The organism is Actinoallomurus bryophytorum (assembly GCF_006716425.1).
In the GTDB taxonomy this organism is placed as follows: domain Bacteria; phylum Actinomycetota; class Actinomycetes; order Streptosporangiales; family Streptosporangiaceae; genus Actinoallomurus; species Actinoallomurus bryophytorum.
The window spans coordinates 2,400,021-2,426,552 of the sequence record NZ_VFOZ01000001.1 but is presented as its reverse complement, the minus strand read 5'-3'; the positions used below and the strand labels follow the sequence as shown (position 1 = coordinate 2,426,552).

The 26,532-nt window shown below is 69.9% G+C and carries 26 protein-coding genes; 14 read left to right on the top strand and 12 right to left on the bottom strand.

Annotation, left to right across the window (positions count from 1 at the left end):
* Positions 1-2: 2 nt before the first annotated feature.
* A complete protein-coding gene (locus FB559_RS11385; protein WP_141955583.1) occupies positions 3-647 on the bottom strand; it encodes a response regulator transcription factor in 645 nt (214 codons plus the stop codon).
* Entirely contained in the window at positions 635-1,876 is a 1,242-nt protein-coding gene (locus tag FB559_RS11380; RefSeq protein ID WP_141955582.1) for a sensor histidine kinase, read from the bottom strand. The genes FB559_RS11385 and FB559_RS11380 overlap by 13 nt, the downstream gene beginning before the upstream one ends.
* A gap of 171 nt (positions 1,877-2,047) precedes the next feature.
* On the opposite strand from FB559_RS11380, the gene FB559_RS11375 reads away from it, so the two are divergent.
* The 7 genes from FB559_RS11375 (at position 2,048) to FB559_RS11345 (ending at position 7,704) form a co-directional block, all read left to right on the top strand.
* Complete coding sequence (locus FB559_RS11375) at positions 2,048-2,443, top strand: hypothetical protein (protein WP_141955581.1); 396 nt, start codon at positions 2,048-2,050, stop codon at positions 2,441-2,443.
* The gene (locus tag FB559_RS11370; RefSeq protein WP_141955580.1) at positions 2,443-2,895 is read left to right on the top strand and encodes a hypothetical protein; all 453 of its coding nucleotides are present in this window, start codon (positions 2,443-2,445) and stop codon (positions 2,893-2,895) included. Before FB559_RS11375 ends, FB559_RS11370 begins: the two co-directional genes overlap by 1 nt.
* Positions 2,896-2,926: 31 nt before the next feature.
* Positions 2,927-4,048, top strand: coding sequence for an MGDG synthase family glycosyltransferase (locus FB559_RS11365; RefSeq protein WP_141955579.1), 1,122 nt, complete (start codon positions 2,927-2,929; stop codon positions 4,046-4,048).
* A complete protein-coding gene (locus FB559_RS11360; protein WP_281286253.1) occupies positions 4,045-4,863 on the top strand; it encodes a polysaccharide deacetylase family protein in 819 nt (272 codons plus the stop codon). The genes FB559_RS11365 and FB559_RS11360 overlap by 4 nt, the downstream gene beginning before the upstream one ends.
* A 156-nt stretch (positions 4,864-5,019) precedes the next feature.
* Positions 5,020-6,204 (top strand): RNA polymerase sigma factor, encoded by a 1,185-nt coding sequence (locus FB559_RS11355; RefSeq protein WP_185792152.1) that lies wholly within the window; start codon positions 5,020-5,022, stop codon positions 6,202-6,204.
* A gap of 122 nt (positions 6,205-6,326) precedes the next feature.
* A complete protein-coding gene (locus FB559_RS11350) occupies positions 6,327-7,460 on the top strand; it encodes an inorganic phosphate transporter (protein ID WP_141955578.1) in 1,134 nt (377 codons plus the stop codon).
* Positions 7,461-7,473: 13 nt separating this feature from the next.
* On the top strand, positions 7,474-7,704 hold the full coding sequence (locus tag FB559_RS11345) for a hypothetical protein (protein ID WP_141955577.1): 231 nt from the start codon (positions 7,474-7,476) through the stop codon (positions 7,702-7,704).
* A gap of 194 nt (positions 7,705-7,898) precedes the next feature.
* On the opposite strand, the gene FB559_RS11340 is transcribed toward FB559_RS11345, so the two are convergent.
* The gene (locus tag FB559_RS11340; protein ID WP_141955576.1) at positions 7,899-8,951 is read right to left on the bottom strand and encodes an aldo/keto reductase; all 1,053 of its coding nucleotides are present in this window, start codon (positions 8,949-8,951) and stop codon (positions 7,899-7,901) included.
* An 82-nt stretch (positions 8,952-9,033) separates the two neighbouring features.
* On the opposite strand from FB559_RS11340, the gene FB559_RS11335 reads away from it, so the two are divergent.
* Positions 9,034-9,354, top strand: coding sequence for a putative quinol monooxygenase (locus FB559_RS11335; protein ID WP_141955575.1), 321 nt, complete (start codon positions 9,034-9,036; stop codon positions 9,352-9,354).
* 8 nt (positions 9,355-9,362) lie between these two features.
* On the opposite strand, the gene FB559_RS11330 is transcribed toward FB559_RS11335, so the two are convergent.
* Complete coding sequence (locus FB559_RS11330; RefSeq protein WP_185792151.1) at positions 9,363-10,607, bottom strand: D-arabinono-1,4-lactone oxidase; 1,245 nt, start codon at positions 10,605-10,607, stop codon at positions 9,363-9,365.
* Positions 10,608-11,027: 420 nt separating this feature from the next.
* Between FB559_RS11330 and FB559_RS11325 the strand changes: the two genes are divergently transcribed.
* Complete coding sequence (locus FB559_RS11325; RefSeq protein ID WP_141955573.1) at positions 11,028-12,299, top strand: MFS transporter; 1,272 nt, start codon at positions 11,028-11,030, stop codon at positions 12,297-12,299.
* Here the strand turns inward: FB559_RS11325 and FB559_RS11320 are convergent.
* From FB559_RS11320 to FB559_RS43790, 3 genes are all read right to left on the bottom strand, one after another.
* Positions 12,250-12,774: a hypothetical protein gene (locus FB559_RS11320; RefSeq protein ID WP_141955572.1), complete on the bottom strand. Its 525-nt coding sequence runs from the start codon at positions 12,772-12,774 to the stop codon at positions 12,250-12,252. The genes FB559_RS11325 and FB559_RS11320 overlap by 50 nt on opposite strands.
* A gap of 44 nt (positions 12,775-12,818) precedes the next feature.
* Positions 12,819-14,774, bottom strand: coding sequence for an nSTAND1 domain-containing NTPase (locus FB559_RS11315; protein WP_141955571.1), 1,956 nt, complete (start codon positions 14,772-14,774; stop codon positions 12,819-12,821).
* Between the two features lie 205 nt (positions 14,775-14,979).
* Positions 14,980-15,147, bottom strand: coding sequence for a hypothetical protein (locus FB559_RS43790; protein WP_185792150.1), 168 nt, complete (start codon positions 15,145-15,147; stop codon positions 14,980-14,982).
* Positions 15,148-15,453: 306 nt separating this feature from the next.
* Between FB559_RS43790 and fxsT the strand changes: the two genes are divergently transcribed.
* Positions 15,454-18,033: an FxSxx-COOH system tetratricopeptide repeat protein gene (fxsT, locus tag FB559_RS11310; protein WP_281286251.1), complete on the top strand. Its 2,580-nt coding sequence runs from the start codon at positions 15,454-15,456 to the stop codon at positions 18,031-18,033.
* A gap of 3 nt (positions 18,034-18,036) precedes the next feature.
* On the opposite strand, the gene FB559_RS11305 is transcribed toward fxsT, so the two are convergent.
* Positions 18,037-19,320, bottom strand: a complete 1,284-nt coding sequence (locus tag FB559_RS11305; RefSeq protein WP_141955569.1) for an HEXXH motif domain-containing protein — start codon at positions 19,318-19,320, stop codon at positions 18,037-18,039.
* On the bottom strand, positions 19,317-20,537 hold the full coding sequence (locus tag FB559_RS11300; RefSeq protein ID WP_342780926.1) for an FxsB family cyclophane-forming radical SAM/SPASM peptide maturase: 1,221 nt from the start codon (positions 20,535-20,537) through the stop codon (positions 19,317-19,319). The genes FB559_RS11305 and FB559_RS11300 overlap by 4 nt, the downstream gene beginning before the upstream one ends.
* 295 nt (positions 20,538-20,832) lie before the next feature.
* On the opposite strand from FB559_RS11300, the gene FB559_RS11295 reads away from it, so the two are divergent.
* The gene (locus FB559_RS11295; RefSeq protein WP_141955568.1) at positions 20,833-21,696 is read left to right on the top strand and encodes an LLM class flavin-dependent oxidoreductase; all 864 of its coding nucleotides are present in this window, start codon (positions 20,833-20,835) and stop codon (positions 21,694-21,696) included.
* A 4-nt stretch (positions 21,697-21,700) separates the two neighbouring features.
* Here FB559_RS11295 and FB559_RS11290 read toward each other — a convergent pair whose 3' ends face one another.
* The 3 genes from FB559_RS11290 to FB559_RS11280 form a co-directional block, all read right to left on the bottom strand.
* Positions 21,701-22,942 carry a serine/threonine-protein kinase gene (locus FB559_RS11290; protein ID WP_141955567.1) on the bottom strand — a complete coding sequence of 414 codons (1,242 nt, stop codon included), beginning with the start codon at positions 22,940-22,942 and terminating at the stop codon, positions 21,701-21,703.
* Positions 22,943-23,201: 259 nt separating this feature from the next.
* A complete protein-coding gene (locus tag FB559_RS11285; RefSeq protein ID WP_141955566.1) occupies positions 23,202-23,681 on the bottom strand; it encodes a hypothetical protein in 480 nt (159 codons plus the stop codon).
* Between the two features lie 130 nt (positions 23,682-23,811).
* Positions 23,812-24,069 (bottom strand): hypothetical protein, encoded by a 258-nt coding sequence (locus FB559_RS11280; protein ID WP_141955565.1) that lies wholly within the window; start codon positions 24,067-24,069, stop codon positions 23,812-23,814.
* Between the two features lie 253 nt (positions 24,070-24,322).
* Here FB559_RS11280 and FB559_RS11275 point away from each other — a divergent pair, with 253 nt between their 5' ends.
* The 3 genes from FB559_RS11275 to FB559_RS11265 all read left to right on the top strand — a co-directional run bounded on the left by FB559_RS11275 (position 24,323) and on the right by FB559_RS11265 (position 26,284).
* Positions 24,323-24,784 carry an SRPBCC family protein gene (locus tag FB559_RS11275; protein WP_141955564.1) on the top strand — a complete coding sequence of 154 codons (462 nt, stop codon included), beginning with the start codon at positions 24,323-24,325 and terminating at the stop codon, positions 24,782-24,784.
* Between the two features lie 181 nt (positions 24,785-24,965).
* Entirely contained in the window at positions 24,966-25,280 is a 315-nt protein-coding gene (locus FB559_RS11270; protein ID WP_246121520.1) for a WhiB family transcriptional regulator, read from the top strand.
* 38 nt (positions 25,281-25,318) lie between these two features.
* Entirely contained in the window at positions 25,319-26,284 is a 966-nt protein-coding gene (locus FB559_RS11265; RefSeq protein ID WP_141955563.1) for a TIGR03557 family F420-dependent LLM class oxidoreductase, read from the top strand.
* The last annotated feature ends 248 nt before the right edge of the window (positions 26,285-26,532 follow it).

Here is a 26,532-nt window from a genome sequence, read left to right as displayed (position 1 = left end):
CCTCACCCCACGCTCAGGAACCGCAGTACGGCGAGCACGCGGCGGTGGTCGGCGTCGGCGGCGGACAGGTCGAGCTTGGCGAAGATGTTGTTGATGTGTTTGGCGACGGCGCTGTCCCCGACCACGAGTTTCTCGGCGATGCCGGCGTTGGAACGCCCCTCGGCCATGAGCGCCAGCACGTCGCGTTCGCGCGGTGTCAGCCGGTCGAGAGGGTCGCTTCGCCGGCGGAGCAGCAGCTGTGAGACGACCTCCGGGTCCAGGGCGGTCCCTCCCGCGATGACCCGGCGTAGCGCGTCGAGGAACGCCGAGACGTCGGCGACCCGGTCCTTCAGCAGGTAGCCGACCCCGCTCGTGTTCGCCGACAGCAGTTCGGCCGCGTACCGCTCCTCGACGTACTGGGAGAGCACCAGCACCGCGATCTCGGGCCACTGCCGTCTGATCACCAGGGCCGCGCGTACGCCCTCGTCGGTGAAGGCGGGCGGCATCCGTACGTCCACGATCACCGCGTCCGGCCGGTGCTCCTCCACCGCCGTCAGCAGGCCGGCCGCGTCGCCGACCGCCGCGGCCACCTCATAGCCCGCGGTCTCGACCAGCTTGATCAGGCCGACACGCAGCAGGACGGAGTCCTCCGCGATCACGATTCGCACGGCAACTCCGCGGTGATGATGGTCGGTCCCCCCGGGGGGCTGGTGATCCGGAACGTACCGTCCACCGAACGGACCCGCCGCGCGAGACCGGCCAATCCGGTTCCCCCGGACGGGTCCGCGCCGCCCACCCCGTCGTCGGACAGGACCATCCGCAGCACGCCGTCGAGCCGCTCCACCGTGATCTCCATGTGAGACGCACGGGCGTGCCTGCTGACGTTGGTGAGCGCCTCGGAGGCGACGAAGTACGCGACGGCCTCCACCGTCGGCGAGGCTCGTTCGGGAACGTCGACCCGCAGGCGTACCGGCAACGGTGCTCGCGCCGCGATGCCCGACAGCGCGGCGTCCAGGCCGCGTGCGTCCAGCACGGCCGGATGCAGGCCGCGCACGAGGTCGCGCAGTTCGGTGAGGGCCTCCTTCGCCTCCTCGTGCGCCTCCACGATGACCCGCATGGCGTCATCCGGCACATCGGTGAGGGTCTCCCGCGCGAGCCCGAGGTTCAGGGCCAGAGACACCAGTCGCTGCTGGGCGCCGTCGTGCAGGTCCCGCTCGATCCGGCGCCGCTCGGTGTCCGCCGCGTCCACGACGCCCGCGCGGCTCTCGGTGAGGTCCTCGACCCTGCGCTGGAGCTCTTTGGCCCGGCTCGGCCCCAGGAGGGACGCCGCCAGGCGGGAGTCGAGCCGGGTGACGCCGGCCGCCACCCAGGGGGCGGCCAGGAGGAGCAGCAAGCCGGCCAGGGTGAGGTAGGCATCCCTGCCGGTCCAGCCGCCCGGGCGAAGCGAGCGCGGAAACGCCCATCCGTAGCCGAAGACGGTCGCCAGCGCGAACCCCGCCGCCCAGGTGAGGACGGTCAGCACTCCGCCCGCGGCGAGGACCGGCCCCGCCACCAGGTGGTAGCCGACCTGCCGCCAGGTGGCCTCCGAGCGCACCGACGCCGTCACCCCGCGCCAGCTGAGGCTTTCCGCGGTCGCCGGCACGTCCATGCCCAAGAGGGCCCAGAACCGTCGTCGCTGCGCCGCCGTCAGCGCATGGGCGCCGACCAGGATCAGCGCGAGCGGGACGACGAGCGCGAGCAGGATCTCGGTCGTCGTGACCGGCACCCACACCGTCCACGGCGACATGAGGACCACGAACGCGGCGAGCTGCACCGGCACACCGGCCGCGACGAACGTGGTGTCCCGCCACGCACGGGCCGACCACGGAGCGTGCGTGAGCGCACCGGTCGATGTCATGAGGTAACCGTAGTTTCCCCAGGTGGGGTGTTTCCATGAACCTCGCTTCACGGTTGAAGGTGGTGCTAACGCCACCACAAGGTCGGATATCCGCGTTACTGGAATCGATCCGCCGGACCGCGACGCTGGTGGCCGTGCCCGACAAGCCGGGCGCGGGAGGAGATCGACCTCATGGCTACCAGTGCGGATCCGAGTGATCGGTGCCTGACCGGCACACCGTGGTCGGTCCGGCTCGGCCGGGCCTCGGAGGGGCGAACCGCCCTCGAGGTGTACGACGCGGAGTCCCTCATCGATGTCGTCGTCGCGACACGAGTGGCGCCGGAGATCCTGCGGGGCGCCCGCCGCGGACACCGGTCCGCCTTCGCGTGGGGTCGCCTCCCCCTGGAAGCCGGCGCCCTCACAGTGCTTTTCGGCCGGGGCCGGCGGCACCGTGACGTGCACGCCGCCGGAGTGATCGCGGTCGGCGGGTTCTGCTGGCTGGCCGTCGCGCACGGAACCTTCAACAACGTCACCGTCAGTCATCGCGGTGCCCGCCGCGGGCGCCTGCGGATGCGGAAGGTCCGCTGATGGTGACGATCGACGCTCGACGCGGCCGGGTCAGGGCGCCCATCGGCCTCGCGGAACACGAGAGTGCCGCCACCTCGCGGTCACCGTGGCTCGCACGCGCGCTGATCGCGGCCGGCCTCGCGATGATCCCCTGGCTGGTCGCGCTCGCCGTTCGGCTTCCCCCCAGCGTGCGGGCCCAGCACTGGGCCACGGCCTGGGTGGGCCTGGACACGATGGAGGCCCTCGGCCTGGTCACGACCGGCGTACTGGTGCGCCTCCGTGACGAGCGGCGCTGCCTCGCGGCGGCCGCCACCGCGACGTTGCTGCTGGTCGACGCCTGGTTCGACGTGACCACCTCGGCCCCGGGAGCCGACCACCTGATGGCGCTGCTCCTGGCGGTCCTCCTCGAGGTGCCGATCGCGTCCGCGTGCGCCGTGCTGGCCCTCCGGACCTTCCCCCGGCGCGAATCCTGATCCGCGCCACCTCGATGAAAGGCAACAGCAGGTGACAAGGCACATCACGATCGTGTCGGCCAGTGTGGGCGCCGGACATGACGGCGCGGCGGCGGAGCTGGCCCGGCGGCTGCGCGAGAGCGGATTCTCCGTCGACTGCCACGACTTCCTCGACATGCTCCCCGCCTCGCTCGGACGGCTGCTGCGGCAGGCGTACGCGATGCAGCTGCGGGCCGCGCCGGAGAGCTGGGGACGGTTGTTCACCGCCCTCGAACGGCGTCCGGGACTCGCCGCGGCGGCATGCGGCCTCGCCGCGCGCGGCGTCGCACGTACGGTCGCGCCGGGCTCCGCCGCCGTCGTCTCGACGTATCCGCTCGCCGGTCAGGTGCTGGGCGGACTGCGGCGACGCGGTCTGCTGGAGGTCCCCGTGATCACTTACCTCACCGACATGTCCGTGCATCCGCTGTGGGTCGCCGAGGGGGTGGACGCCCATCTGGCGCTGCATCCGACGGCGGCGGCTCAGGCGCGGCGGCTGGGCGCCGCCGACGTACGGGTCTCCGGACCCGCCGTACGGCCCGGGTTCCGGCCCCCGGAGTCCGCGCTCGAACGGAACGCCTCGCGCCTGCGGTTCGGCCTGCGCACCGGACGGCCCCTGGCCCTGGTGGTCGCGGGTGCGTGGGGGACCGGCGACGTCGCGGCGACGGCACGCGACGTGGCCGCGTCCGGGCTGGCGACACCGGTCGTCGCCTGCGGGCGCAACGCGGTGCTGCGGGAGGCGCTCGCCCGGTCCGGCGCGGGGATCACGCTGGGCTGGGTCGACGACATGCCCACCCTGATGCGTGCCTGCGACGTCGTGATCCAGAACGCGGGCGGCCTGAGCTCTCTTGAGGCACTGGCGTCCGGGCTGCCGGTGATCAGCTATCGCTGCCTTCCTGGGCACGGGAGTACGAACGCCGCCGCTCTCGACCAGGCCGGCTGGGCGCCATGGGCGCGCCGGCCGGAAGACCTGCCCGGCATGCTGGCCATGGCGCTGGCCCGGCCACCACAGACGCCGCACGCTTCCGCGGTGGACCCGGCCGAGATCGTCGCCGGGCTCGCGCGCTGTGACACCGCGGGGCCGGCCGCCGTCCTGCCCGCGACGCGGGAACCGGCCCTCGCCGGGGAGGCGCCGTGATCGAGACGTCCCGGCAGGTCCGTGCCGTCGTGCTCGGCGCGGCCGGCGTGCTGGCCGCCGCGCACGCCGCGCCCGCGGTCACCTCGCTCGGGCCGCTGCGCAGGCGGCTCTTCCCCGGCCTGGCCGGTATGGGGGATCCCGGCCACGTCGCCCTGACCTTCGACGACGGGCCGGACCCGCGCTCGACCCCGGCTTTCCTCGATGTGCTGGCCGAACACCAGGTCAGCGCCACGTTCTTCCTGCTGGGCCGGATGCTGCGGGCCGCGCCGGACCTGGGCAGGGAGCTGACGGACGCCGGGCACGAGGTCGCCGTGCACGGCTGGGAACACCGCTGCATGCTGCTGCGCGGACCGGCCGCGACGTACGACGAACTCGCCAGGGCGATGGACGCCGTCGTCCGGACGACCGGCACTGTGCCGCGCTGGTACCGGCCGCCGTACGGTGTGCTGAGCCTGCCGGCGCTGGTCGCGGCGCGCCGCCTCGGCCTCACACCGGTGCTGTGGACGAACTGGGGCCGCGACTGGACCCGTTCCGCCACTTCGGCGTCCGTCCGCGCCACGGTCACCCGCGATCTGCGCGGGGGAGGAACGGTGCTCCTGCACGACTCCGACTGCACCTCGGCGCCTGACTCGTGGCGGAGGACGCTCGGCGCGCTCCCATCTCTCTTGGCGGATGTGCGCGGGCGCGGCCTGACCGCAGGGCCGCTGCGCGACCACGCGCTCTCACGTACAGGGAGGAAGATGCTCCCCGCGAGACGTGGAGAATCCAGGGACCGCTGCCGCCCGAATCGATCCGGCCACCGGCCGTTCGTGTAGAGAGTGAGAGGCCGGCATCGAAGAGGAGCATCCGATGAAGCAGTACCTGCTCAGTGAGGTGGCCACGCTGCCGAGCGGGGTACGGCCTTGCCGAGGCGCCGGGTGACGGCCGGCTCGGCGGGTGCGGCCGATGTCACGGCGGCGCGGATAGAGCGCGTGTTCCGTGCCGAGTACGGTCGCGCGGTCGCCGTTCTCGTCCGCGTCTTCGGTGACATCGACATCGCCGAGGAGGCCGTCCAGGAGGCGTTCACCGAGGCGGTACGGCGCTGGCCGTCCTCCGGCCTGCCGCCGAGTCCGGCCGGATGGATCATCACCACGGCTCGCAACCGGGCCATCGACCGCCTCCGCAGGGAGGCGTCGCGCGACGACCGGCACGCACAGGCGGCCCTGCTCAACGCCCAGGACGAACCCGCCGAGCAGGGCGCCGTGCGCGATGAGCGGCTGCGCCTGATCTTCACCTGCTGCCACCCCGCCCTGGGTACCGGCGTCCGGGTCGCGCTGACGCTCCGGTTGCTGGGCGGCCTCACGACCGCCGAGATCGCGCGCGCCTTCCTGGTGCCCGAGCCGACGATGGCCCAGCGGCTGGTCCGCGCCAAAGGCAAGATCCGTGACGCGGGCATCCCCTACCGGGTGCCGGGCGAGGCCGACCTGCCCAGTCGCCTCCGTGCCGTGCTGGCCGTCGTGTATCTGATCTTCAACGAGGGGTACGCCGCCAGCTCCGGAGACCGGCTGGTCCGCACGGACCTCTGTGCGGAGGCCATCCGTCTCGGCCGGCTGCTGGACGCCCTCATGCCCGACGAGCCGGAGACCATGGGCCTGCTCGCGCTGATGCTGCTCCTGGAGTCGCGCCGCACCGCGCGTACGACCTCGGACGGTGACCTCATCCTGCTGGCCGACCAGAACCGTGGTCTGTGGGACCGCGATCTCATCGCCGAGGGCCAGGCCATCGTACGGCGGTGCCTCCAGCGCGACCGGCCGGGCCCGTACCAGATCCAGGCGGCGATCAACGCGGTCCACAGCGACGCGGCGGCCGTGTCCGGCACCGACTGGCGGCAGATCGTGCGGCTGTACGACCAGCTCCTGTCCTTCACCCCGACGCCGGTCGTCGCCCTCAACCGTGCGGTCGCGGTGGCCGAGGTCGAGGGACCGTCCGCCGCCCTGGCCCTCGTCGACGGGCTCGACCTGGACGGTTACCACCTGTTCCACGCCATCCGCGCCGACCTGCTCCGGCGCCTGGGTCGCGACGCGGAGGCGGCCCAGGCCTACGAGAGGGCGATCGACCGTACGGGCAACACCGCGGAACGCGACTTCCTGGAGCGCGAACGCCGTTCGCTCGCCTGACGAAAAGCCCCGCCGTCCAGGGCGAATGTCGCCCTTATCCGGACGCACTTCACTTTCCGTTCATCACCGGAATTTAGCCTGGTCGCAGTTGCCGCCACCGTCGTCGAGGAGGCAAAGACCTGATGAGTCACTGGTCGTTCCTGGTCGTGGTCGTCGTGATCACGGCACTGGCATTCGATTTCACCAACGGCTTCCACGACACCGCGAACGCGATGGCGACCTCGGTCGCGACGGGAGCCCTGCCTCCTCGGGTCGCCGTCGGGATCTCTGGAGTCCTCAACCTGGTCGGGGCGTTCCTGTCCACGGAGGTCGCCAAGACGATCTCGGGCGGGATCGTGAACGATGCCCTGGTCACCCCAGCGATGATCTTCGCCGGGCTGGTGGGTGCCATCGTGTGGAACCTGCTGACCTGGCTGTTCGGACTCCCGTCCAGCTCGTCCCACGCCCTGTTCGGCGGGCTGATCGGGGCGGTCTGGGTGGGCGCCGGTGTGCACGGCGTCCACTTCGACACGGTCACCGAGAAGATCCTCATTCCCGCCATCGCCTCCCCGCTGGTCGCCGGTCTGGTCGCGATGGTGGCGACCTACCTCGCGTACGTGATCACGCGGCGCGGCCGCGAGCGTGAGGTCTCACGCGGCTTCCGGTACGGGCAGGTGGCCTCCGCGTCGCTGGTCTCCCTGGCGCACGGCACCAACGACGCGCAGAAGACGATGGGCGTCATCACGCTCACGCTGATCTCGGCCGGCGTCCTGACCCACGGCTCGGGCCCGCCCTGGTGGGTCGTTCTGATGGCGGGCCTGGCGATCGCGCTCGGAACCTACGTCGGCGGCTGGCGGATCATCCGGACCATGGGCAAGGGCCTGACCGACATCCAGTCACCGCAGGGCTTCGCCGCCGAGACCGCGTCGACCACGGTGATCCTCGCCTCGTCCCACCTGGGCTTCGCGCTCTCCACGACCCAGGTGTGCTCCGGCGGGATCCTCGGCGCGGGCATCGGCCGTCGGCTCGCCGAGGTGCGCTGGAGCGTGGCCGGCCGGATGGCACTGGCCTGGCTGTTCACCCTTCCCGCCGCGGCGGCGGTGGGCGGCGTGGCCGCGGCAGTGGCCAAGCGTGGTACGGCCGGAGTCGTCATCATCTGTGTGGCCGCCCTGGCGGTCGCCGCCGGTATCTACGTCATCTCGCGGCGCAACCCGATCGACTCCAAGAACGTCAACGACGAGCCGATGGCGCCCGCCATGTCGGCGACCGCGGCGTAAGGGGGCAGCGAAGATGGACATCAAATGGAGCGCGCTCGGCGAGGTGGCCCTGGTCAGCTTCGCCGTCGGCGTGGCGATCGTCGTGATCTTCTCGGTCGGCATCCTCGCCTCGGCACAGGGCAGCGACGACGGTGCCCCGTCGCGAGGCGGAACACTCGGCAACGCCGCAGCGGGCCTGTGCTTCCTCGCCTGCGCGCTCATCGCGGCGTACGGGATCTACCTGATCGTCCCGCAGTTCCACTAACGGACGCTCAACGCCTCACCCGCCCGCCCCCGGCGGGTGAGGCGTTCGCCGGTCGGCCAGCCCAGGGACGGCATCGTCGGCGAGCTCTGACCGGCCGGTACTCCGGCTGCCAAGATGCCGCGGCCGGCCGCAGCGGGCGGTCTCCCCGGCGCCGCCTGAGGGCATGGCCGGGGAGGTCTAAGGTTTGGCCGTCGTCAGCCGATGTGCGGGCCGAGTAGGGACAGGTCGGCCGGCGAGAGGCGGTCGCTCGCGGTACGGGCCTGGTGCCAGTAGGGGTAGTTCAGCGGCACCGCGCTGACCTTGTCCAGCCGCGCGCGTTCGTCCTCGTCCAGGGTCAGGTCGGCGGCGGCGAGGTTGTCGGCAAGCTGCTCGCTCGTACGCGCGCCGATGACGAGCGAGGTCACGGCCGGCTTGGTGAGCAGGTACGCCAGGGCCACCCGTGCGGCCGAGACTCCACGGGCGTCGGCGATCTCCACGAGGACGTCGACGGTGTCGTACAGCTTGTCCTCGTCATAGACCGGGGGCTCGTCCCAGTCGGTGAGCTGCCGGGACCCCTCCGGCGCCGTCACCCCGCGGCGGTACTTGCCCGACAGCAGGCCGCCGGCGAGCGGGCTCCAGACCAGGATGCCCAGCCCCTGGTCGATCGCCGCCGGGACGAGCTCGTACTCGGCCTCGCGCGCCTGCAGCGAGTAGTAGATCTGCTGGCTGACGAAGCGGGGGAGACCGAGCCGGTCGGCCGTGCCGAGCGCCTTCATCAGCTGCCAGCCGGCGTAGTTCGACGCCCCGACGTAGCGGACCTTGCCGGAGGTGACCAGGGAGTCCAGCGCCTCCAGGGTCTCTTCCAGCGGAGTGACGCCGTCCCACTCGTGGACCTGGTACAGGTCGACGTGGTCCGTGCCGAGCCGGCGGAGACTGGCCTCACATCCGGAGATGATGTGGTGGCGGGACAGGCCGGCGTCGTTGGGGCCCGGGCCCATCGGCATACGGACCTTGGTGGCGAGCAGGACGTCGTCCCGACGGCCCTTGATGGCCGCTCCGACGATCTCTTCCGAGCGGCCCGCCGAGTAGACGTCGGCCGTGTCGATCAGGTTGATGCCCGCGTCGAGACACATGTCGACCTGCCGGCGTGCCTCGTCGGTCTCGGTGCTGCCCACGTTGGCGAAGTCGCCTTGGCCGCCGAAGGTCATGGTGCCCATCGTCAGCGCCGACACCCTCAGTCCCGACCGCCCCAGCTGTCGATATTCCATGCTTTGATCCTAGACAGCAGGTACTTCGGCGGTCCGTAGGTGGCCCTGTGAGCCGTCGCCGTCGCGAGCGAGGGAGAGCGTCATGATCTTCATCACCGCCAAGTTCCGAGTCCGGCCGCAGGACGCCGACCGGTGGCCGGAGATCGCCCGTGACTTCACCGAGGCGACCCGCGCGGAGCCGGGATGCCTGTGGTTCGAGTGGTCCCGCGGCCTGGACGACCCGACCGAGTACGTACTCGTCGAGGCGTTCCGCGACGACGACGCGGGCGCCGCGCACGTACAGTCGGAGCACTTCAGGACGGCACAGCGCACGCTTCCGCCGCACCTGGCCGCGACACCGCTGATCGTGAACATGAAGCTGCCGCAGGACGACTGGTCAGAGCTGGGAGAGATGGCGGTCTAGTCCGGGTCTCAACCGAAGAGGCGCCGGTCCAGGAAGTCGTTGGTGAACGTCCCGCGCGGGTCGTAGTGCCGCACGAGCGCGTGGAAGTCCTCCAGCCGCGGGTAGCGGTCCCGCAGTCCCTCGGGCACGGTGGTGAAGAGCTTCCCCCAGTGCGGCCTGGCTCCGTACGGCGCGAGGCTCTCTTCGAGGAGCCCGAGTACCGGCAGGACGCCGTCCATGTCCTTGACCCAGGTGAAGTGCAGGGCCATGCTGTCCTGCTCGTACGCGGTGCTCATCCACAGGTCGTCGGCCGCGATGGTGCGGATCTCGGAGATCTGCAGGACCGGCGCGACCTTGTCACGGATCGCGTCCACCGCGTTCAGGGCGGCGACCCCGTGCCGTCGGGGCACGAAGTACTCGGACTGGAGCTCGACGCCGCTGCTGGGGGTGAACTCCGGCCGGAAGTGCGGCAGCCGTTCGAACCAGGGGCCGGGCACACCGAGCTGCTGGGTACACGGGGCGGCGTCGATGCCGGGTACGGGGTGCCGCGGGCCGTCGGCCGGGTGAGCCGTGAACCAGTCCTCCGCCGACCGGTCGCCCTTGGTCTTGACCCAGACCTGGTCGATCTTCGGGCCGCTCCAGCTCGTGAACAGGCTGACGCTGTACGCGCCGCCGAAGACGTCGTCGAAGTGATCGTCGAGGGCCTCCAGGGGCAGCCCTTCGTAGACGTACTGCCGCAGGTCGTAGGCGGGCATGATGTCGAGCGTCAGGTTGACGACGATGCCGAGCGCGCCGAGCCCGACGACGGCGCCGCCGAAGTCGACGTCCTCACGGTCCAGCGAGACGAGGTCGCCGTCGGCGGTGACCATCTCCAGCGCCCTGACCGCCGTGGCGAGGTTCTTGTTGGCGTCCCCCGAGCCGTGCGTCGCCGTGGCGACGGAACCGGCCACCGAGATGTGCGGGAGCGAGGCCAGGTTGTGCAGGGCGTGACCTTGCTCATGGAGCCTCCGGCCCACCTCGGCGTACCGCAGACTGGCGCCGACCTTGACCGCGGCGGCGGCGGTGTCGACCTCGAAGAGCTCCGGCATCTCCGCGAGCGAGACCAGTGTGTGTGGTGTGTCCGCTATGTCGTTGAACGAATGTCCGCTGCCGAGCGCACGCACCTTGGTGCTGTCGGCGACCAGGCGTCGCAGTTGCTCCAGCGAAGCCGGCCGCCGCACCTCATCCGCCTGGAACGTGACGCTCCCCGCCCAGTTCGTCAATCTGCCGGTCATTGGCATCCCCCCTTTTTAGGCCTTCAAGGCAACATATCGGGCGCAGAGGGAGAGAGGAATGCCTGGTGAAGCCGCTTTATGGGAGGCCGCGGGCGCGAGGCGTCGCGGGGCCTGAGACGGCGGAACGGCCGTGTACGGCGAGGGTTCGGCCGCTCGTATATGTGGTTGAAGGACGTCTCACGCGACGAATTGCCCTAGAAATGCCACCACCTGCATGCAGGGTGCGCAAAAATATGACCAGTATCTACGTTCCCCTGGCGTCGCGTCCTTTCACAGGGGTAACTTCTCCACGTCTGTTGTCGTCGGCACCCCGTACGCGATGCGTTGTCTGCTCCGTCGAGTCGGCTTCGATTCGGGCCGTCATAAATCTCGATTTCACACGGATGTAGGTCTCGTGGTCGTTACGGGGAGGCGAGGTCGATGACCCATTCCCCCACGGTCTCCGCCATTGAGCCGGCCCCTTACCGCGAGACCCTCTGGCAGCGTGACTTCAAGCTTCTCTGGGGTGGTTCGGCGGTCTCGCTGCTCGGCAGCATGAGCGCCACCGTGGCCTGCCCCCTGCTCGCGCTCGCCTTGACCGGATCGCCGATCGATGCCGGCCGGTTGGCCGCCGCGGCGACACTGCCCGGTCTGCTGTTGCTGCTGCCGGCAGGGGTCGTGGTCGATCGCCTGGACCGACGGCGAATCATGCTGGTAAGTCAGTCCCTCCGCGGCACGGTCGGGATAGTGCTGGCCATATCCGTGGCCGCCGGCGCGCCTTCGATCCTGCTGCTGACGATCGCCGCCGCGGTCGGCGGCATCTGCATGACGTTCTACAACGTGGCCGAGGTCAGTGCCATACCGAAGATCGTCCTCCCCGAGGACCTGGCTGACGCGGTGGCCAAGAACGAGGCCCGCAGCCACGTCGCCCTCCTGCTGGGACGCCCGCTCGGTGGCCTCCTCTACAGTTTCGGCCGCTTCCTGCCCTTCGCCGTCGACGCGGTCTCCTGCTTCGTCTCCGTGGGAGCGCTCAAGCACATGCGGGCCGAGCCCTTCCGGCCTGATCCGGACACCCGACGCCGGGGAGTCACGGCACTCGCCGGGGAGCTCAAGGAAGGCCTGGCCCGGCTCTGGACGGACCGGCTCCTCCGAACGGCGCTCACGGTCTGTACGGTCACGAACTTCTTCTTCCAGGCCGTCGTCGTGCTCCTGGTCGTGCTGGGAAGGCAGCAGCAACTGTCCACGATCCTGATCGGCACCCTGCTCGCGGCCCCAGGCCTCGGCGGCGTGATCGGCACTGTGTACGCCCAGGCGGAACTGAAAGAGAAGAGCCTGATGGCGGTGACCATCAGGTGCGCCTGGAGCTGGGCCTTACTGATCGGGCTCGTCGCGGTGTCCTCGAACCCGCTGATCTGGCTTTTCGGCTGGGGCGGCGTCGGCTACATGGGGGCGCGCATGAACATCGCGCTGGACACCTACCAGGCTCGTGCGGTCCCGTACGAGCTGCTCGGACGCGTCGCCGGCGCGAACCGCTTCCTGTCGCTCGGCGCCGTCCCGTTCGGCACGTTCTGCGGCGGCTATGCGATCGCCGCGTTCGGGGCCAGGCGGACCGCGATCGCGATCGCCGGTCTGATCGGCGTGCTCGCCGTGATCGTCACGTCCTTCACACTGATCGGACGGCCTCGCTCACCTCGCGGAGCGCGGAGCGGATGAGCGTCTCGACCTGGTCGGGGTCGCCCTGTTCACTGCTCGCCGACCGTACGTGGGAAAAGGCCTCCGCGACGACGGAGATAAGCGCTTCGATCGCCGTCAGAGCCTGCTCGCCGCCGTTGGCGAGTGCCCGGAGGGCCTCGATCTCCACGTTCGCCTCGTAGTAGCAGTCCCGGGCGCGGCCCAGCATCTCCACCAGGTCCTGGTCGTTGAGACGAGCGTGCTGGTCCCGCCGGATGTCCATGCAGATGCGTACGGTCACCGCGAGCAGGAGCACGGCGGACCGGGTACGTGCGAGCTCTCGCCGGAGCCGGCTTTCGTGGGCCTCTTGGCGTTCGGCCTCTCGTGCTTCATTCTGCCGTTGCCGCTCGTGCCGCGAGCGGAGGCTCTCCCCGAGCACCTGCCAGCCGGCGCCGAGCGCGGCGGCGACCGCCGTCGAGCCACCGGTGAAGAGCGCGACCAGCGCGGTGTCCTGCATGACGTAATGATGCGGGAGATTGACTGTCGGTATAGCGTCGCACGTCACATTTGGCGTGATATCCGGGTGGCCTCGACACGTTGGTGTGGCGGGAGAGGCGGGTTCTCGGCGGCGAGTGCGCGGGCCGCCAGCTCGGCGGCGGCGTGGATGTCGCCGATGAGCCGCTGAACCTGGGCCACGCGGAAGAGGACTGGGCCACTGTGGGCGGCCTTGGTCACGGTGTCGTCGAGTTCGAGTCTGGCCGCGTCCACACGGGCCAGGGTCGCCAGCGCCAGGGCTCGTGCCGCGCGGGCCGAAGGTCGGCTCCTGCGGTCGATACGGTCCAGGTCGCGTAAGGCCGACTCCGCGTCACCCAGGTCAGCGAGAATCTCGCCGCGCGTGCTCAGCGCTTCGGGGGTGTCTCCGTCACGCCGCAGTACGCCGTCGAGCACCGCGAGTGCGGCCTTCGGCTGCCCGGCGTCCCACAGCGCCTGTCCCAGCCCAGTCTGGACCGTCGGGTCGTTCGGCATCCGGCCCACCGCGGCCTCCAACTGCCCGACCGCCTCGGCGCGTTGCCCCTGAGCGAGTTGCAGGCGCCCCACGGCGGAGAGCAGGCGGCCGACGGCCGCCGTGTCCTGTAGCGCCTCGAACAGGCTCGTCGCCGTGCGGTAATGGTCGGTGGCGCCCTTCAGGTCGCGTTCTTCGTGCGCGATATTGCCCAGTACGGACTCGGCCTCCGCCCGGACTCGTATTTCCCCGGGGCCGCAGGCCTCCACCGCTTCCTTGGCGTGCCGGCGGGCGAGTGCCGTGTCGCCTTGGGCCAGCGCGGTCTCCGCGGCGCGTAGTTGTGACGCGGCGTCCGATGTACGGATGGGCCAGCGTGCTCCCTCCAGCCGCGCGATGGGACCGCTCAGCTGTGGGCGCTGCAGCTCGTACCATCGGGACCCGTCCCGCCACCGGGCCCTGATCAGATGCTGGTCCTCCATGGCGTGCACCACGGAGTTGGCCATTCTTCTCGTGTCGTCCGGTCCCTCGCGCACCGCCGCCGCTCGGGCGGGCGTGGTGAGGAAGGCGCCGCGCAGCCAGGAGAGGAGGTCGCCCGGCCGTCTGTCGTGATCGGCCGCCACCGTCGCGAGGACCTCCGAACAGAAGGCGCTGAGGGTGTCCCCGACATCGGGGACCATGCCGTGGGAGATGGTCCGGACACCGTCGGGGAGTTCGTCCCACATCCGGCGGCACATCACCTGAAGGAGCACGGGTTCGATGGTGTCGGCGGCGTCGTCCCCGCCAGGGCCCACGGCCCCACGCAGGTCGCCGATGATCTTGGCGGCGACTCCTGGGGCGAAGGAGCGATCAGTGTCGTCCAGAGGCCGTTCGATGGCCTCGAGTGCCCCTTGCTGATCGAGGGGTGGCAACGCGAACTGGGCGTACGGTTCGTCCTTGAGCGCCTTGACGCTCTGGAGCGCGTCGAGGTGATCCTCGCGGAGGGCGAGAAGCAGGTGGGTGTCCGGCCGCCGTCCGAGGGCCTCGATCAGTTCGTCGAAGAACTGCGTACAGGGGTCCGGGTCGGTGTCACGGAAGAGTCGTTCGGCCTGGTCGATCGCGACCAACGTGGGCAGCCGGGCGCCGTACCGGTCGGGGCGCTCCTGACGTCGCAGAAAGGTGCCGATCGCCATGCCGGAAACTCGTGTCGGGGACTCGCTCGGTGACCAGGACGACAGGAGAGCGAGCGTGTAGGGATTCTGTTCGGGAAGCGCCGCCGTAGGGAAGGCGGACGCGCGTGACACGCGACCCACCGGTAGGACGTTGGCCGTGGCCGGTGCTATTGCCGGCACCACGCCGGCGCGCATCAGGGAGGTCTTGCCCACTCCGGAGTCGCCGTACAGCACGGTGATCCGATTTCGGCGCCAGAGCCCCGCGACTTCCCGGGCCGCGTCGTCCCGCCCGAAGAACCGGCGTTGGTCGTTCTCCGTGAAAGGACGAATGCCTGGATAGGGTCCGGATATTTCGGCCGTGCTCATAAGGCTTCCTTCGAAGACCGGAAACTAGAGCAAGGCGGGTGAGGCCGGTTATTCATCCGGGAGGGGGGTCCGGCTTTCGTCGGGTGTCCGGTCGCCCATTTCGGTTGGTGATTGAAAAGGTAGACGGTCGACCGAAATCGCAGCAGAGAGGACGGAGGTCTCACAATGCCGTCCCTTCCGTGACGCACTTCGAGTCGCGGGTGCCTCAGATTTTAGACTGGAATCCGGCGGTGAGCCCGTGGCCGCTCCCGGCTCCGATGAGCAGTTCACGCAACTCCAGAGCCAGTGGGGAATCGTCGAGATCGCCCACTTCCCGCAGCGAGAGTCCGCTGAGTTCGATCAGTTCGCCGCCGAAGTGGATCTCGCCGTGCATGCGCCCTCCTAGTGCCGGCTGTCGAGCGCTCGCGAATGAGTGGATTCCCATTCCCGGCACTCGCGAAGCTGACCAAACCGTGCGAACTACCTGCCCGTCGTGCGGTACATAGTCCGTGGACAAGTTTTACCATGCTGATCAGGCCTTGCGTAGCCTGGAAACGTGGACAGTTGGTTTCCGTCAATGACGGACTAATTACGGCCTACTGGAGGTCGACTTCTGGTAGGCCGAATCCATCATGATCCAAAAATTGAGCATAGTATGTCGGCACGATAGATCGGTTGATAGGGACGCGGAGGCGGGGCCGTGGCGACTTCGGCGTACAGAGGAAGTCCTGGGGGTCGCACGCCCGATGTCTGGGGAAGAATCCCGCCACGCAATATGAATTTCACCGGCCGTGAGGACCTGTTGGCCAAGCTCAGGCAGAGCATCGCCGGCGATGTCACAGCGGTAGTGCCGCCGAAACCGCCAGAACCTCAGGCGTCGAAGACGTCGCAGGCACCGCATGCGTTCCAGGGCCAGGGGGGCGTGGGTAAGACACAGGCCGCGGCGGAATACGCCCATCGATACCGGGGCGATTACGACCTGATCTGGTGGATCCCCTCCGACCAGACGATTCTCGTGCGTTCGACGCTGGCGAGTCTGGCTCCGCACCTTGGCCTGCCACCGGCCACGGCCACGGGCATCGAGGACGCGGCGAGTGCGGTGATCAACAAATTGCGGCTGGGCGATCCTTACGACAAGTGGCTGCTCATTTTCGACAACGCCGACCAGCCGGAGGACCTCAGTGAGTTCATCCCGCACGGCCCCGGGCATGTCCTGATCACCTCGCGCAACAACCGCTGGATCGGCGTCGTCGACACCGTGCAGATCGATGTGTTCTCGCGCCAGGAGAGCACTGAGTTCTTGGACAAGCGGGTTCCGGGCACCATGAGCCCCGCCGACGCCGACGATTTGGCCGACGCGCTCGGAGACCTTCCCCTTGCCCTCGAGCAGGCGGGCGCACTGCAGGCCGAGACCGGTATGACGGTGGAGGAGTATCTCCGGCTGCTGCGCGAGCAGACCAGCCAACTACTGGCCCAGGGAAAGCCGAGCGAGTATCCGGTTTCGATGACGGCCGCATGGGGACTCTCGGTGACCAAGCTGAGTGAGAAGTTCCCCGAGGCGATAGCGCTGCTTCACTGTTGTGCCTTCTTTGGTCCGGAGCCCATTCCTCGTGCCGTGTTCGGCCAGCCCGCACCGGGGCTGAGCGAGGAGATGACGAGCCTGATCGGTGATCCGATCAGGCTCAGCCGGACCATCGGGGAGCTGGGGCGCTACGCGCTCGCGAAGATCAATACGCAGGGACGCACCATCCAGGTGCACCGGCTGATTCAGGCGCTGCTGAAGGACGGCCTGTCCTCGAAGGAGCAGCTGCGCATGCGCGACGACGTCCATGTTCTGCTCCTCGGTGCCACGCCCGAGGGGCCGGATGACACGACGCACTGGACCAGATACTCCGAGCTTCTTGCCCATATCGAGCCGTCAGAGGTGGCGAAGAGCCAAGATCGCGACATACGCCGTCTTGCTCTCGGCTTCGTGAGATACCTGTACGTATCCGGTGACTACCGCTCGGCCGAGAGGTTCATCGGGATCTTCGAGGACCAGTGGAAGGCTCAGTCGGGGGAGCTTGATCCAGACGTCCTGGAGGCGCGCCGTAACCGCGGCATCATCATTCGCGAACTCGGCCGCTACGCGGAGGCCTACAAGCTCAACCAGGAATTGCTCGCCCAGATGCGGCAGGTCGAGAGCCCCGAACCCGCCTATCGAGCCGAGTTGCTCGAGCTCGTCAACAGCATCGGTGCGGACCTGCGGGCGACCGGTGATTTCGTCGCGGCGCGCGAGCACGACGAGGATTCCTTCCGCCGGCACGAGGACGAGTTCGGCGCACACGACGCCCGCACACTACGGGCGATGAACAACCTGGCCGTCGACCTCGGCCTGGTCAGCGACTACGTTGCCGCGCGTGACCTGCACGAGAAGTGCTACAGGAACATGTGGCCAGGTGGCGGTGGTGTCGGTAAGGCGAACATCCTGAGCTCCTGGAGTGGTCTGGCCCGAGCCGTCCGCCTGTGCGGCGACTATCGGGAGTCATGCGACGTGGGAGAGGACGCGTACTCCTTCGGAGTGGACGAGCTGGGAGCCGAGCATCCCTGGACGCTGCGAACGGCCAAGGACCTGGCGATAGCCCTCCGCCGCTTCGGGAAACACGAGGAGTCGCTGCAGATCGCCGAGGACGTCCACGGACGCTACATCCGGATGTTCGGCTTGGAGCACCCCGACTCGCTTGCGTCCGCGATGTGCCTGGCCAACATCCGGCGCAGCATGGGAGACGGCGGGAAAGCTCTCGACCTGGCGGCAGAGGCGCTCGACCTCTACGAGAAGGTCTACGGGGGCGACCACCCTTACTACCACGGCTGCGCCTGCAATCTCGCCCTCCTGCTGCGGGTCACCGGAGAGGCGAGCCGTGCCCGTGGCCTCAACGAGACCGCACTCGCGGGACTTGAGGCCAGACTCGGCCGCGACCACCTCTACTCCCTGACCGTGGCCACCAACCTGGCCAGTGACCTGGCCGCCCTCGGGGACCTGGAGTCCGCGCGGCGTCTGGGGCAGGGCACGCTCCGCCGGCTGCGCAAGCTGCTCGGCGACGAGCACCCGATGGCCCTGGCGTGTGCCGCCAACCTGTCCGCGGACATGCGGGCGGATGGTGAGGAGGAAGAGGGGACGCGGCTCTTCGAGAGCACCCTCGACTCCTATGCCAGGGTGCTGAGCCTCAACCACCCCGACGCGGTCGTCGCCCTCGACGGGCGTCATCTCGACTTCGACTTCGACCCGCCGCCGATCTGAGCTTCAGCGCCGCGCCCAGCGTTCCCGGTGGCGTTCGGCCGTGGTGCGGGCCTGGTTCAGGGCGGACGCGGGCACCGGCTCGCGGCACCAGCCCTGGAGCGTACGGGTCATGTCGGCGACGAACAGCTCGCCTTCGGTGGTGAGCCGGCCGCTCGCCGACAGCGTGTGAGCCGCGAGCACGGACGCGTCACGCCAGCGGGCGAACTCCGTGTGTGCGCGCAGCGCGGCGTCGCCTCGCTCGTGGACTCGCTGGCGACGCCAGTAGCCGGCCACCCCGAGGTGGGCGTAGACGCCATGGAGCAGGCCCGTGACCGGCCGGGGATCGTCTCTCCACGGCGCGTAGTACAGGCTCCCGTCGTCCGGCCTCGTCAGTGACACGACGTCGGCCAGGGCGCCCAGCTTCGCGTGCTGGGCCTCGTGCGCCAGGCTGACCGCCAGCGCGTGCTCGTCCGGTGGGGTGGACATGCCGATGGCGCCGAACGTCTCGGTCGAGGTGGCGCTTCTCAGTCCCTGCTCCGGTGGGGTCAGCGGCGTCAGGACCGTGATGGCGGCCGCGACCTCCTCGGCCGTCGTCCAGTGCCAGCGGACCAGAAGCCGCCAGGCGCGGCGCAGCATCGACCGCCACGCCTCGAGCTCCTCCTCACGCGGGCGCGAGGCCGCGGTCTCGGCGCCGGGCAGCCGGTACGGGTCGACGTCGTCCAGCAGCACCCGCAGTGCCATGCCGTGATACTCGGCCTCCAGCCGCCGCAGTCCCTCCCAGTCGGGTGCGTCACGATGCGGGTCGGCGGGGATCCGCACTCGCACACCGGAGGCGGTCACCTCGCCACCGCCCGGCCCCGACCGTACGGTGGCGGTGCCCGGCGCGTCGGCCGCGGGGACCAGGGCGCGGCCGAGGGACGGCAGGACGACCCCGCCACCGCGTACCGCGACCTCCACGGGGCGCGGGAAGCCGGCCCGCACCACCGCCGCGGCGGCGAGTGAGGTGAGCCCGTCGGTGTCCCCGGAACCCCGCAGGGTCTCCTGTGCCCACGCGCCCACCGCCGGGTGTCGCAGGACGGCCTCGACCGCGTCCGGGGCCTCGTTCTGGATCTCCGCCAGGAGCGCGAACGCCTGCCGCGCCCTCCTGGCACGTACCGGCCCCTCCTCCCTGGCCGCGTCGCGTACGCCGCGCAGAAGGAGCAGACGCTTGCTGTACTGGGCCGCCTGGAGGTGGCCGATCGCGTGCGCGCCGCCGCTTCCCGCGGCCAGGGCGGAAAAGACCTTTCCGGGTATCCAGTGCCGTCTCATCGAGCTCCTCTCCCGTTCAGCCGATCGCCCAGGTCGCGCGCGACGACGGTGCGGATATGGGTGATGAGGCGGATCAGGTCGTCGCAGTAGACCGACGGGTTCGCGAAGCCGCTGCCGGACCTGTACCGATGGGCGTAGAGACCACCACCGCAGATCCGTCGTATCTCGCAGGAGCCGCACCGTGCCGACAGCGCCCGCCCGCCGATCTGCCGCGCGGCCGTCGACGGCAGCAGCAGCACCGCGTCGAACGCGTCACGGGTGACGTGCAGTCCGGTGGCGGCGGCACCCTCGTAGGCGGACTTGAGCGTGTCGACCTGCTCGATGCTTCCGTCGGTCTCCACGACGGCCATCGCGACCGGGGACAGGCCGACCGACTCGGTACGGGAGTCCGCGCCCAGCAGCAGCCGGATGATCTCGCCGAACAGCCGTACGCGGGTCTCCCGCACCGGGACGCCGTACCAGCGGTCGAACACGGCGACGAGCCAGTCCCCGTACGGGGTCGCCGGATCGTGGGGGAGCAGACCGGGCGGCGGTTCGTCCCAGTTGCCGTGCGGCAGCAGGAAGTCGATCGCCGGCGGCTCGAAGTCCAGCAGCGCCTCGTAGGTCGCGACCGGGTCGTTGCGCAGGTCGATCGTGCTCAGCAACCCGCCGAACAGGCGCCGGTACGCGGTCAATCGGCGCAGGCCCGCTCGCACCTCCGTGTGGCTGCCCCGCCCGTCGGCATGGCGCCGGTGCAGGTCGTGTCCGCGCTCGTCCCCGTCCAGGCTGACGCCGACTCGTATGTCCAGCTCGTCGAACAGCCGGAGGAACTCCGGGTCGAGGAGCACCCCGTTGGTCTGGACGTGGGTGTTCACCGTCACCCCGGCGCCGGCCGCGGAGCGAACCGCGGTCACCGCGTGGCGGATGAGGTCCGGGCCGGCGAGCAGCGGCTCGCCGCCGTGCAGGATCAGATCGATCTCCGCCAGGCCGTGAGTATGGGCGTGTTCGGCGATGCGCCGCGCGATCCGGTCGATGGTCTCCGGCGCCATGTACCGCGGTTGGAGACGCCATCCCTGATCGGCCATTTCGTACATGTAGCAGTAGTCGCAGGCCAGGTTGCAGCGACTGTGGATCTTCAGGATGAACTGCCGGAACGGTGTCGGCCGCCACCCTTCCTCGAGCAGTCCTTCGACGTCGAGATCCATCGGCCATTCGCGCTCGTTCGTCCAGCCTGCCACGCCGATCAGCCCCCAAGCACGGTTTGAGCGCGGCGCTGCGCATATGGCAAGTTTGTACGTTTATCTACGCGTAAGACAAGATCGTCAAACCCGTAGTCGATGGTCCGCCGTAGACGGAGAAAAGTTACTCGAATATCGGTCGCCCTTAATGCGCGCCGACCGACCATAAAGGGGAAACGAATGGCAATAAAAGGAATGTACGCCACGCGGCGGATGCACCCGTCGCGGCGATGCCGAGGGATGGAACGTGAGCTCGGGGGTAGCGTCGAGGGCGCGAACTCCGAAGGGAGAGAACATGCGGATCGGGATCGGTGTCCCGAACACCGTGCCGGGGACGAACGGCCCGCTGGTTCTGGAGTGGGCGCGGCGGGCCGAGCAACGCGGCTTCGCGTTCGTCTCCACGATCGGCCGGATCGGCTACCCCTCCTATGACTCGCTGACCGCCCTGGCCGCCGTCGCCGGCGCGACCACGCGGATCGGGCTGATGACCAACGCCGTGCTCGGGCCGACGTACGCCGACGCGGTCCTGGCGAAGACCGCGATGACCGTCGCGCAACTGTCCGGCGGCCGGCTGACCCTCGGCCTGGGCGTCGGCGCCCGTGAGTCGGACTACGCCGCCGCCGAGCGTGACTTCAAGGGGCGAGGCGCGGCGTTCGACCGGCAGCTGGAGTATCTGCACCGCGCCTGCCGCGGTGAGCCGGTCGGCGACTTCGACGGCGAACGACGGCCGGTCGGCCCGCCGGGTGAGGACATCCCCCTGCTGATCGGCGGCCACAGCGAGCGCGCCGTACGCCGGAGCGTGCGCTGGGCGGCCGGCTGGACCGGAGCAGGCGGCGGGCCCGCTCGGGCCGAGCCCATGGTGGGCAGGATCGCCAAGGCGTGGCAGGAGGCGGGCCGGGCCGGAGAGCCGCGGCTGGCCGGACTGGCGTACTTCGGCACGGACGACCGGCTCGCCGCCGAGTCCGATGAGTACCTGCGGAGCTACTACGCCTTCGCCGGCGACCACGCCGCGACGATCGCGGACGGCGCCGTGCGTACACCGCAGCGGATCCGCGGCATCGTCCGGGAGTTCGCCGGCATCGGGATGAACGAGCTCGTCTTCACCCCGACCCTGGCGCGGCTCGACGAGGTCGACCGCCTGGCCGACATCGTCCTCTGAGCGGTCAGCCGCCCGGCTCCCAGGTGATCCGCCAGCCGGGCGGACGCGGGCGCTTGGCCGGGGGCTTGGGGTCGGGCATCGCGCACCAGCCGCCGCAGCTCATCCAGATGGTGCCGCGGCGCGAGCGCTGCTGGCTCTGCGGCCGGGACGTGGTCTTCGGCGCGGGCGGAGGGGCGGGAGGCGCGCCCTGGAGCGACATCGCGGCCGTGTTGGACTTGGGCGCCGGTTTCTTGGGCGGGGAGCTCGGGGCATGTGCCGTGGGCGGCGGCGCGGGGGAGTGCTCGGTGGCGGTGGGGACCGCGATCAGAGCCCCGACGAGCGCCGCGAGCACCGGCACGGCGGCGCGCGTCCTGATCCTGCGGCGGCGTACGGGGGGAACGGCATGCGGCTCCTCGGTGTCATCCACCGGGGGCGGCTCGGCGAGCCGGCTCGCGAGCTCGGTCGCGCTGGGGCGGCCCGCGGGGTCCTCTCCCACCGCCGCGTCGACCATGCGGCGTAGGTGCCCGGCTAAGGCGCCGGTATCGAGGGCCGTACAGCCGGAGCCGGTCCCGCCGAACGGGGTGTGCCCGGTGGCGGCGTAGGTGACGAGGCAGCCCCAGCCGAAGATGTCGCAGGAGGTCTCCGGGGGTCCGCCGGTGAGCAACTCGGGCGCCAGCCAGCCGGGGTTGTCGGCGACCGCCCCGATCTCGGCGGGCTCGTCAGAGGTGGAGATCTCCTGCGCGACACCGAAGTCGATCACACGCAGGCCGTCCTTGGTGAGGAGGACGTTGGCCGGCGTGAGGTTGCCATGCACGATCTTCTCGTCGTGGATGGTCTCGAGCGCCTGGGCGAGGTCGGTCGCCAGCGCCGTCACCATCGCACCGGGGAGTGGTCCCTTGACGTCGATGACCCGCTCGAGCGATGGCCCCTCCAGGTGTTCGCTGACGAGAAAGGGCGGCGTCTCGGCCGTGCCGTCATGGAGCAGCCGGGTCGTACAGGAGGAGGGCAGCCGCCGCGAACATGCGGCCTCCGCGCGCAGGCGGGCGCGTACGGGCCCCGGCTCGGTGGTCCCCGCGTGTGTGGTCTTGATCGCCACAAGGCCGGCGCCACGGCCGCGTGCGAGGTAGACGTCACCCGTGCCACTGGATCTGAGTCTGCCGGTGAGCCGATGGCCACCGATCTCGACGGGGTCGTCCGCCTGCAGCAACTGCGCGTCCGCGGGGAGAAGGTCGTTCTTGAAAGCCTGCAGTATCGCCGGTGTCTTCACACGCGCCTCTTTCGACCGGGCCGATCTCGGAGGTCTGGGGAACTCAGATACTGCTACGCAATGAAGTCGGTCGCAAGCGGAACGTCGTCAAAGCTACGAACGACTCACGGGGACGCGACCGTCGCGCACTCACGGGCCGGCTCGTTCCCGCGCACTACTCCGACGGCCGCCGGGCATCCTCCAGCCGGCACCGGAGACACTGGACGGTGGCAGGTCGGCCAGGAGCGGCGGCCGGGTTCGCCGGCCCGCGAGGAGACCGTCAACGAAGGCCCCGGCGGTGCCGGCGGGTCAACCGGTCGTAGGTGATCGCGGTGACGGCACCGTAGGCCAGATGCGGCACGAGGTCGGCGAGCAGGTCCCCGGCCGTCCACGTGCGCGGGTCGGTGAGACCGGCGACGGTCGCCGGGGCGTCGCTGGCGAGCGACGCGGCGACGGTCAGCGCGATGGTCCCGGCCGCGGCCCTGCGCGGTGTGTGCGCGCCGCCGGCCAGGCCGTACGCGACGCCGACGCCCAGGCCGGTCGCGATGCCGAGGAGACCGGCGAGTCCCTGGCGGCGGCCTGGTGTGGTCCCCTCGTCGCCCGGCTCGATCCCGGCCCGCTCGGTGATCGCCTCGACCAGGTGCTCGGGCATCTCGCTCGCGGGCCGACCGCGCAACGCCATGTCGGCGTAGGTGACGGCGTTCAACGCCGTCGTGCCGGCCCCGCCCGCCAGCAGTCCGGCGATGATCCTGTTCTTCATCCGGCCTCCCCGCCGTCCTTCGCTTCCCTCCCCACGACGCCGGGGTGCTACCCGGCCTGGAGACATCGTTCTCGCCGGTCCGCGGACCGGCGAGAACGTGGCGGACGTCGCGCGCCAGGGCCGCGATCCGTCAGACACGCCCCAGCGGGATGGCGGGAGGCATGCGGAACCGCGGCGGCTTCGCGGCGACCTTGGCGCGCAGGTGTTCGGTGACGAGGTTCTCCAGGAGCTCCGGCGTCACCTTGATGTTGAGATGCTCGGCGCAGGCGACCGCGAGGGTGATCTGGCGGGTCACCTCCGCGGCGTCGTCCGGGAAGAGTGCGCACAGCCGCTCGCGTACGGCATCGACGGTCTCGTTGCTCTGACTGCGGATTGCGATCGCTACCACCCCTTGGCCACGTACGCCGTCGGTGGACACCGACCGGCGAGGTCCGCAATCGGCGCTACCCCCGCCTTCGGGCCCTATTCACGGTTAACAGGAGATTCACCGACGGGCCGTCTCGGCGAGAGCCGCCGTGCGCTTCGGCTTCGCGTACGGCCGCCGTTGACCTGGTCTGTTCCGGATACGGGTGCTTTGTTTGTCGCCACTGAGCCCGGGTAGCGCGACCTATGTACCCGAACACGATGAGTGGAGGTACGCGATGAGTAGCGTTACCGAGAGCGTGGACGTCAACGTACCGATCCATACCGCCTACAACCAGTGGACTCAGTTCGCGGAGTTTCCGGAGTTCATGGAGGGCGTCGAAGAGGTCAGCCAGGTCACTGAGACCATGACGCACTGGCGGGTGAAAGTGGCCGGTGTGACGCGTGAGTTCGACGCGCGGATCACCGAGCAGATCCCCGACGAACGCGTCGCCTGGCACTCGACCGAGGGGCCCGATCACGCCGGCGTGGTCACGTTCCACCGTACGGGTGAGGACACCACGCGGGTCACCACGCAGATGGACGTCGACCCCGAGGGGTTCGTCGAGAACGTCGCCGACAAGTCGGGCCTGCTCAAGCGCCAGGCCAAGACGAACCTCAAGCGGTTCAAGGAGTTCATCGAGCGACGTGGTCGTGAGACGGGCGAATGGCGGGGGAACGTCGACCGGCCGAATCCGTGATCTCGGCGATGCCGTCCCCCGAGGGGGACGGCCTTCCCGCCTGACCGCGCCGCACTGAGGCGCCGTACCGGGCTCAGGCGCGCACGCCCGCGAGGTTCGCACCGCGGTTCCGACCTACGCCTGGGCCCGGCCCATCACTCACACGCGGGTACGCCCGCGATCTTCCCTTTGAGATGGAGTCATGACCACCAGCCTTGCCGACACGGCACACGAGACCTGGATGACCGAGGGCGCGTGCCATGACGAAGATCCCGACCTGTTCTTCCCGATCAGCGAGAGCGACGCCGGTGGCGACCAGATCAGGCAGGCGAGGTCGGTCTGCGACCGCTGCCGCGTCGAGTCGGACTGCCTGCTGTACGCGCTGAACCACCGCATCAAGCACGGCATCTGGGGAGGGCTCACCGAACAGCAGCGCCAGTCCCTGATCCGATCCCGGCGGCGCCGCCTCAAGCCGGCCGCCGGCCGCTCCGCGAATGCGTCGAGCGGGCGCGGGTAGCGCCGCGTGAGCAACGTCCGTACGAAGGAGGCGACCGGATGACGGCCATCGGATACACGATGATGTGTGAGCAGGCGCCGCCCGACCAGCTCGTACGCGATGTGCGGGCCGCCGAGCGGGCCGGGTTCGACTTCTCCGTCATCAGCGACCACTACGCGCCCTGGCTGACGTCGCAGGGGCACTCCGGATACGCGTGGTCGATCCTTGGCGCCGCCGCCCAGGCCACCGAGCGGATACCGCTGATGACGTTCGTGACCTGCCCGATCATGCGCTATCACCCGGCCGTGGTGGCGCAGAAGGCGGCGACGGTCCAGATCCTGTCCGGTGGGCGTTTCCGGCTCGGGCTGGGCGCGGGGGAGAACCTCAACGAGCACGTCGTCGGCGAGCGGTGGCCCATGGCCGGCGTGCGCCACGCGATGCTGTCGGAGGCGGTCGACGTGATCTCCGCGCTCTTCGACGGCGGCAACGTCACGTACCGGGGTGAGCACTTCGACGTCGAGCAGGCGAGACTGTGGGACCTGCCGGAGACGCGTGTGCCGATCGGTCTCGCGGTGTCCGGCAAGAAGTCGTGCGGCGTCGCCGGGGAGAAGGCGGATCTGATGATCGCCACCGAGCCGAAGCGGGAGCTGGGGGAGATGTTCGACGCCGCGGGCGGCAAGGGCAAGCCGCGGGTCGGGCAGATCGCGATCGCCTACGACACCGACAGGGACGCCGCGGTGAAGCGGGCCCACGAGCAGTTCCGGTGGTTCGGCCTGGGCTGGAAGGTGAACGCCGACCTGACCGGTCCGCCCGCGTTCGAGTCCGCGACGCGGTTCGTGACGCCCGACCAGGTCGCCGAGCAGCTTCCCTGCGGCCCGGACGTCGATGAGCACGTGCGGAAGATCAAGCCGTTCTTCGACGCCGGATTCGATGAGATCGCGCTGGTCCAGATCGGCGGCGAGCAGCAGGACGACTTCATCGCCTGGGCCGAGCGCGAGCTCCTCCCGGCACTGCGTTCTCTGTGAGGATCGCCGGCAATGGGCCCACCCTGAGACCGGTGGCCGCCCTGACACGCCAGGTCAAGATCATTAGTCCGCGGCCGAGTGACCCTGAGTCACATTTCGGCGATGACGGCCCGGTCACCAGGCTTGATGTCCTGGCGGCCGGGTCTTCTGCCGTCCCGGTGCAGAGTGTCCCGCTCCACTACGGTCTGACAGAAATGGTAGATCATGATGAAACATTAGTGGAATTTAGTACTTCAGCCAGAGTGGGT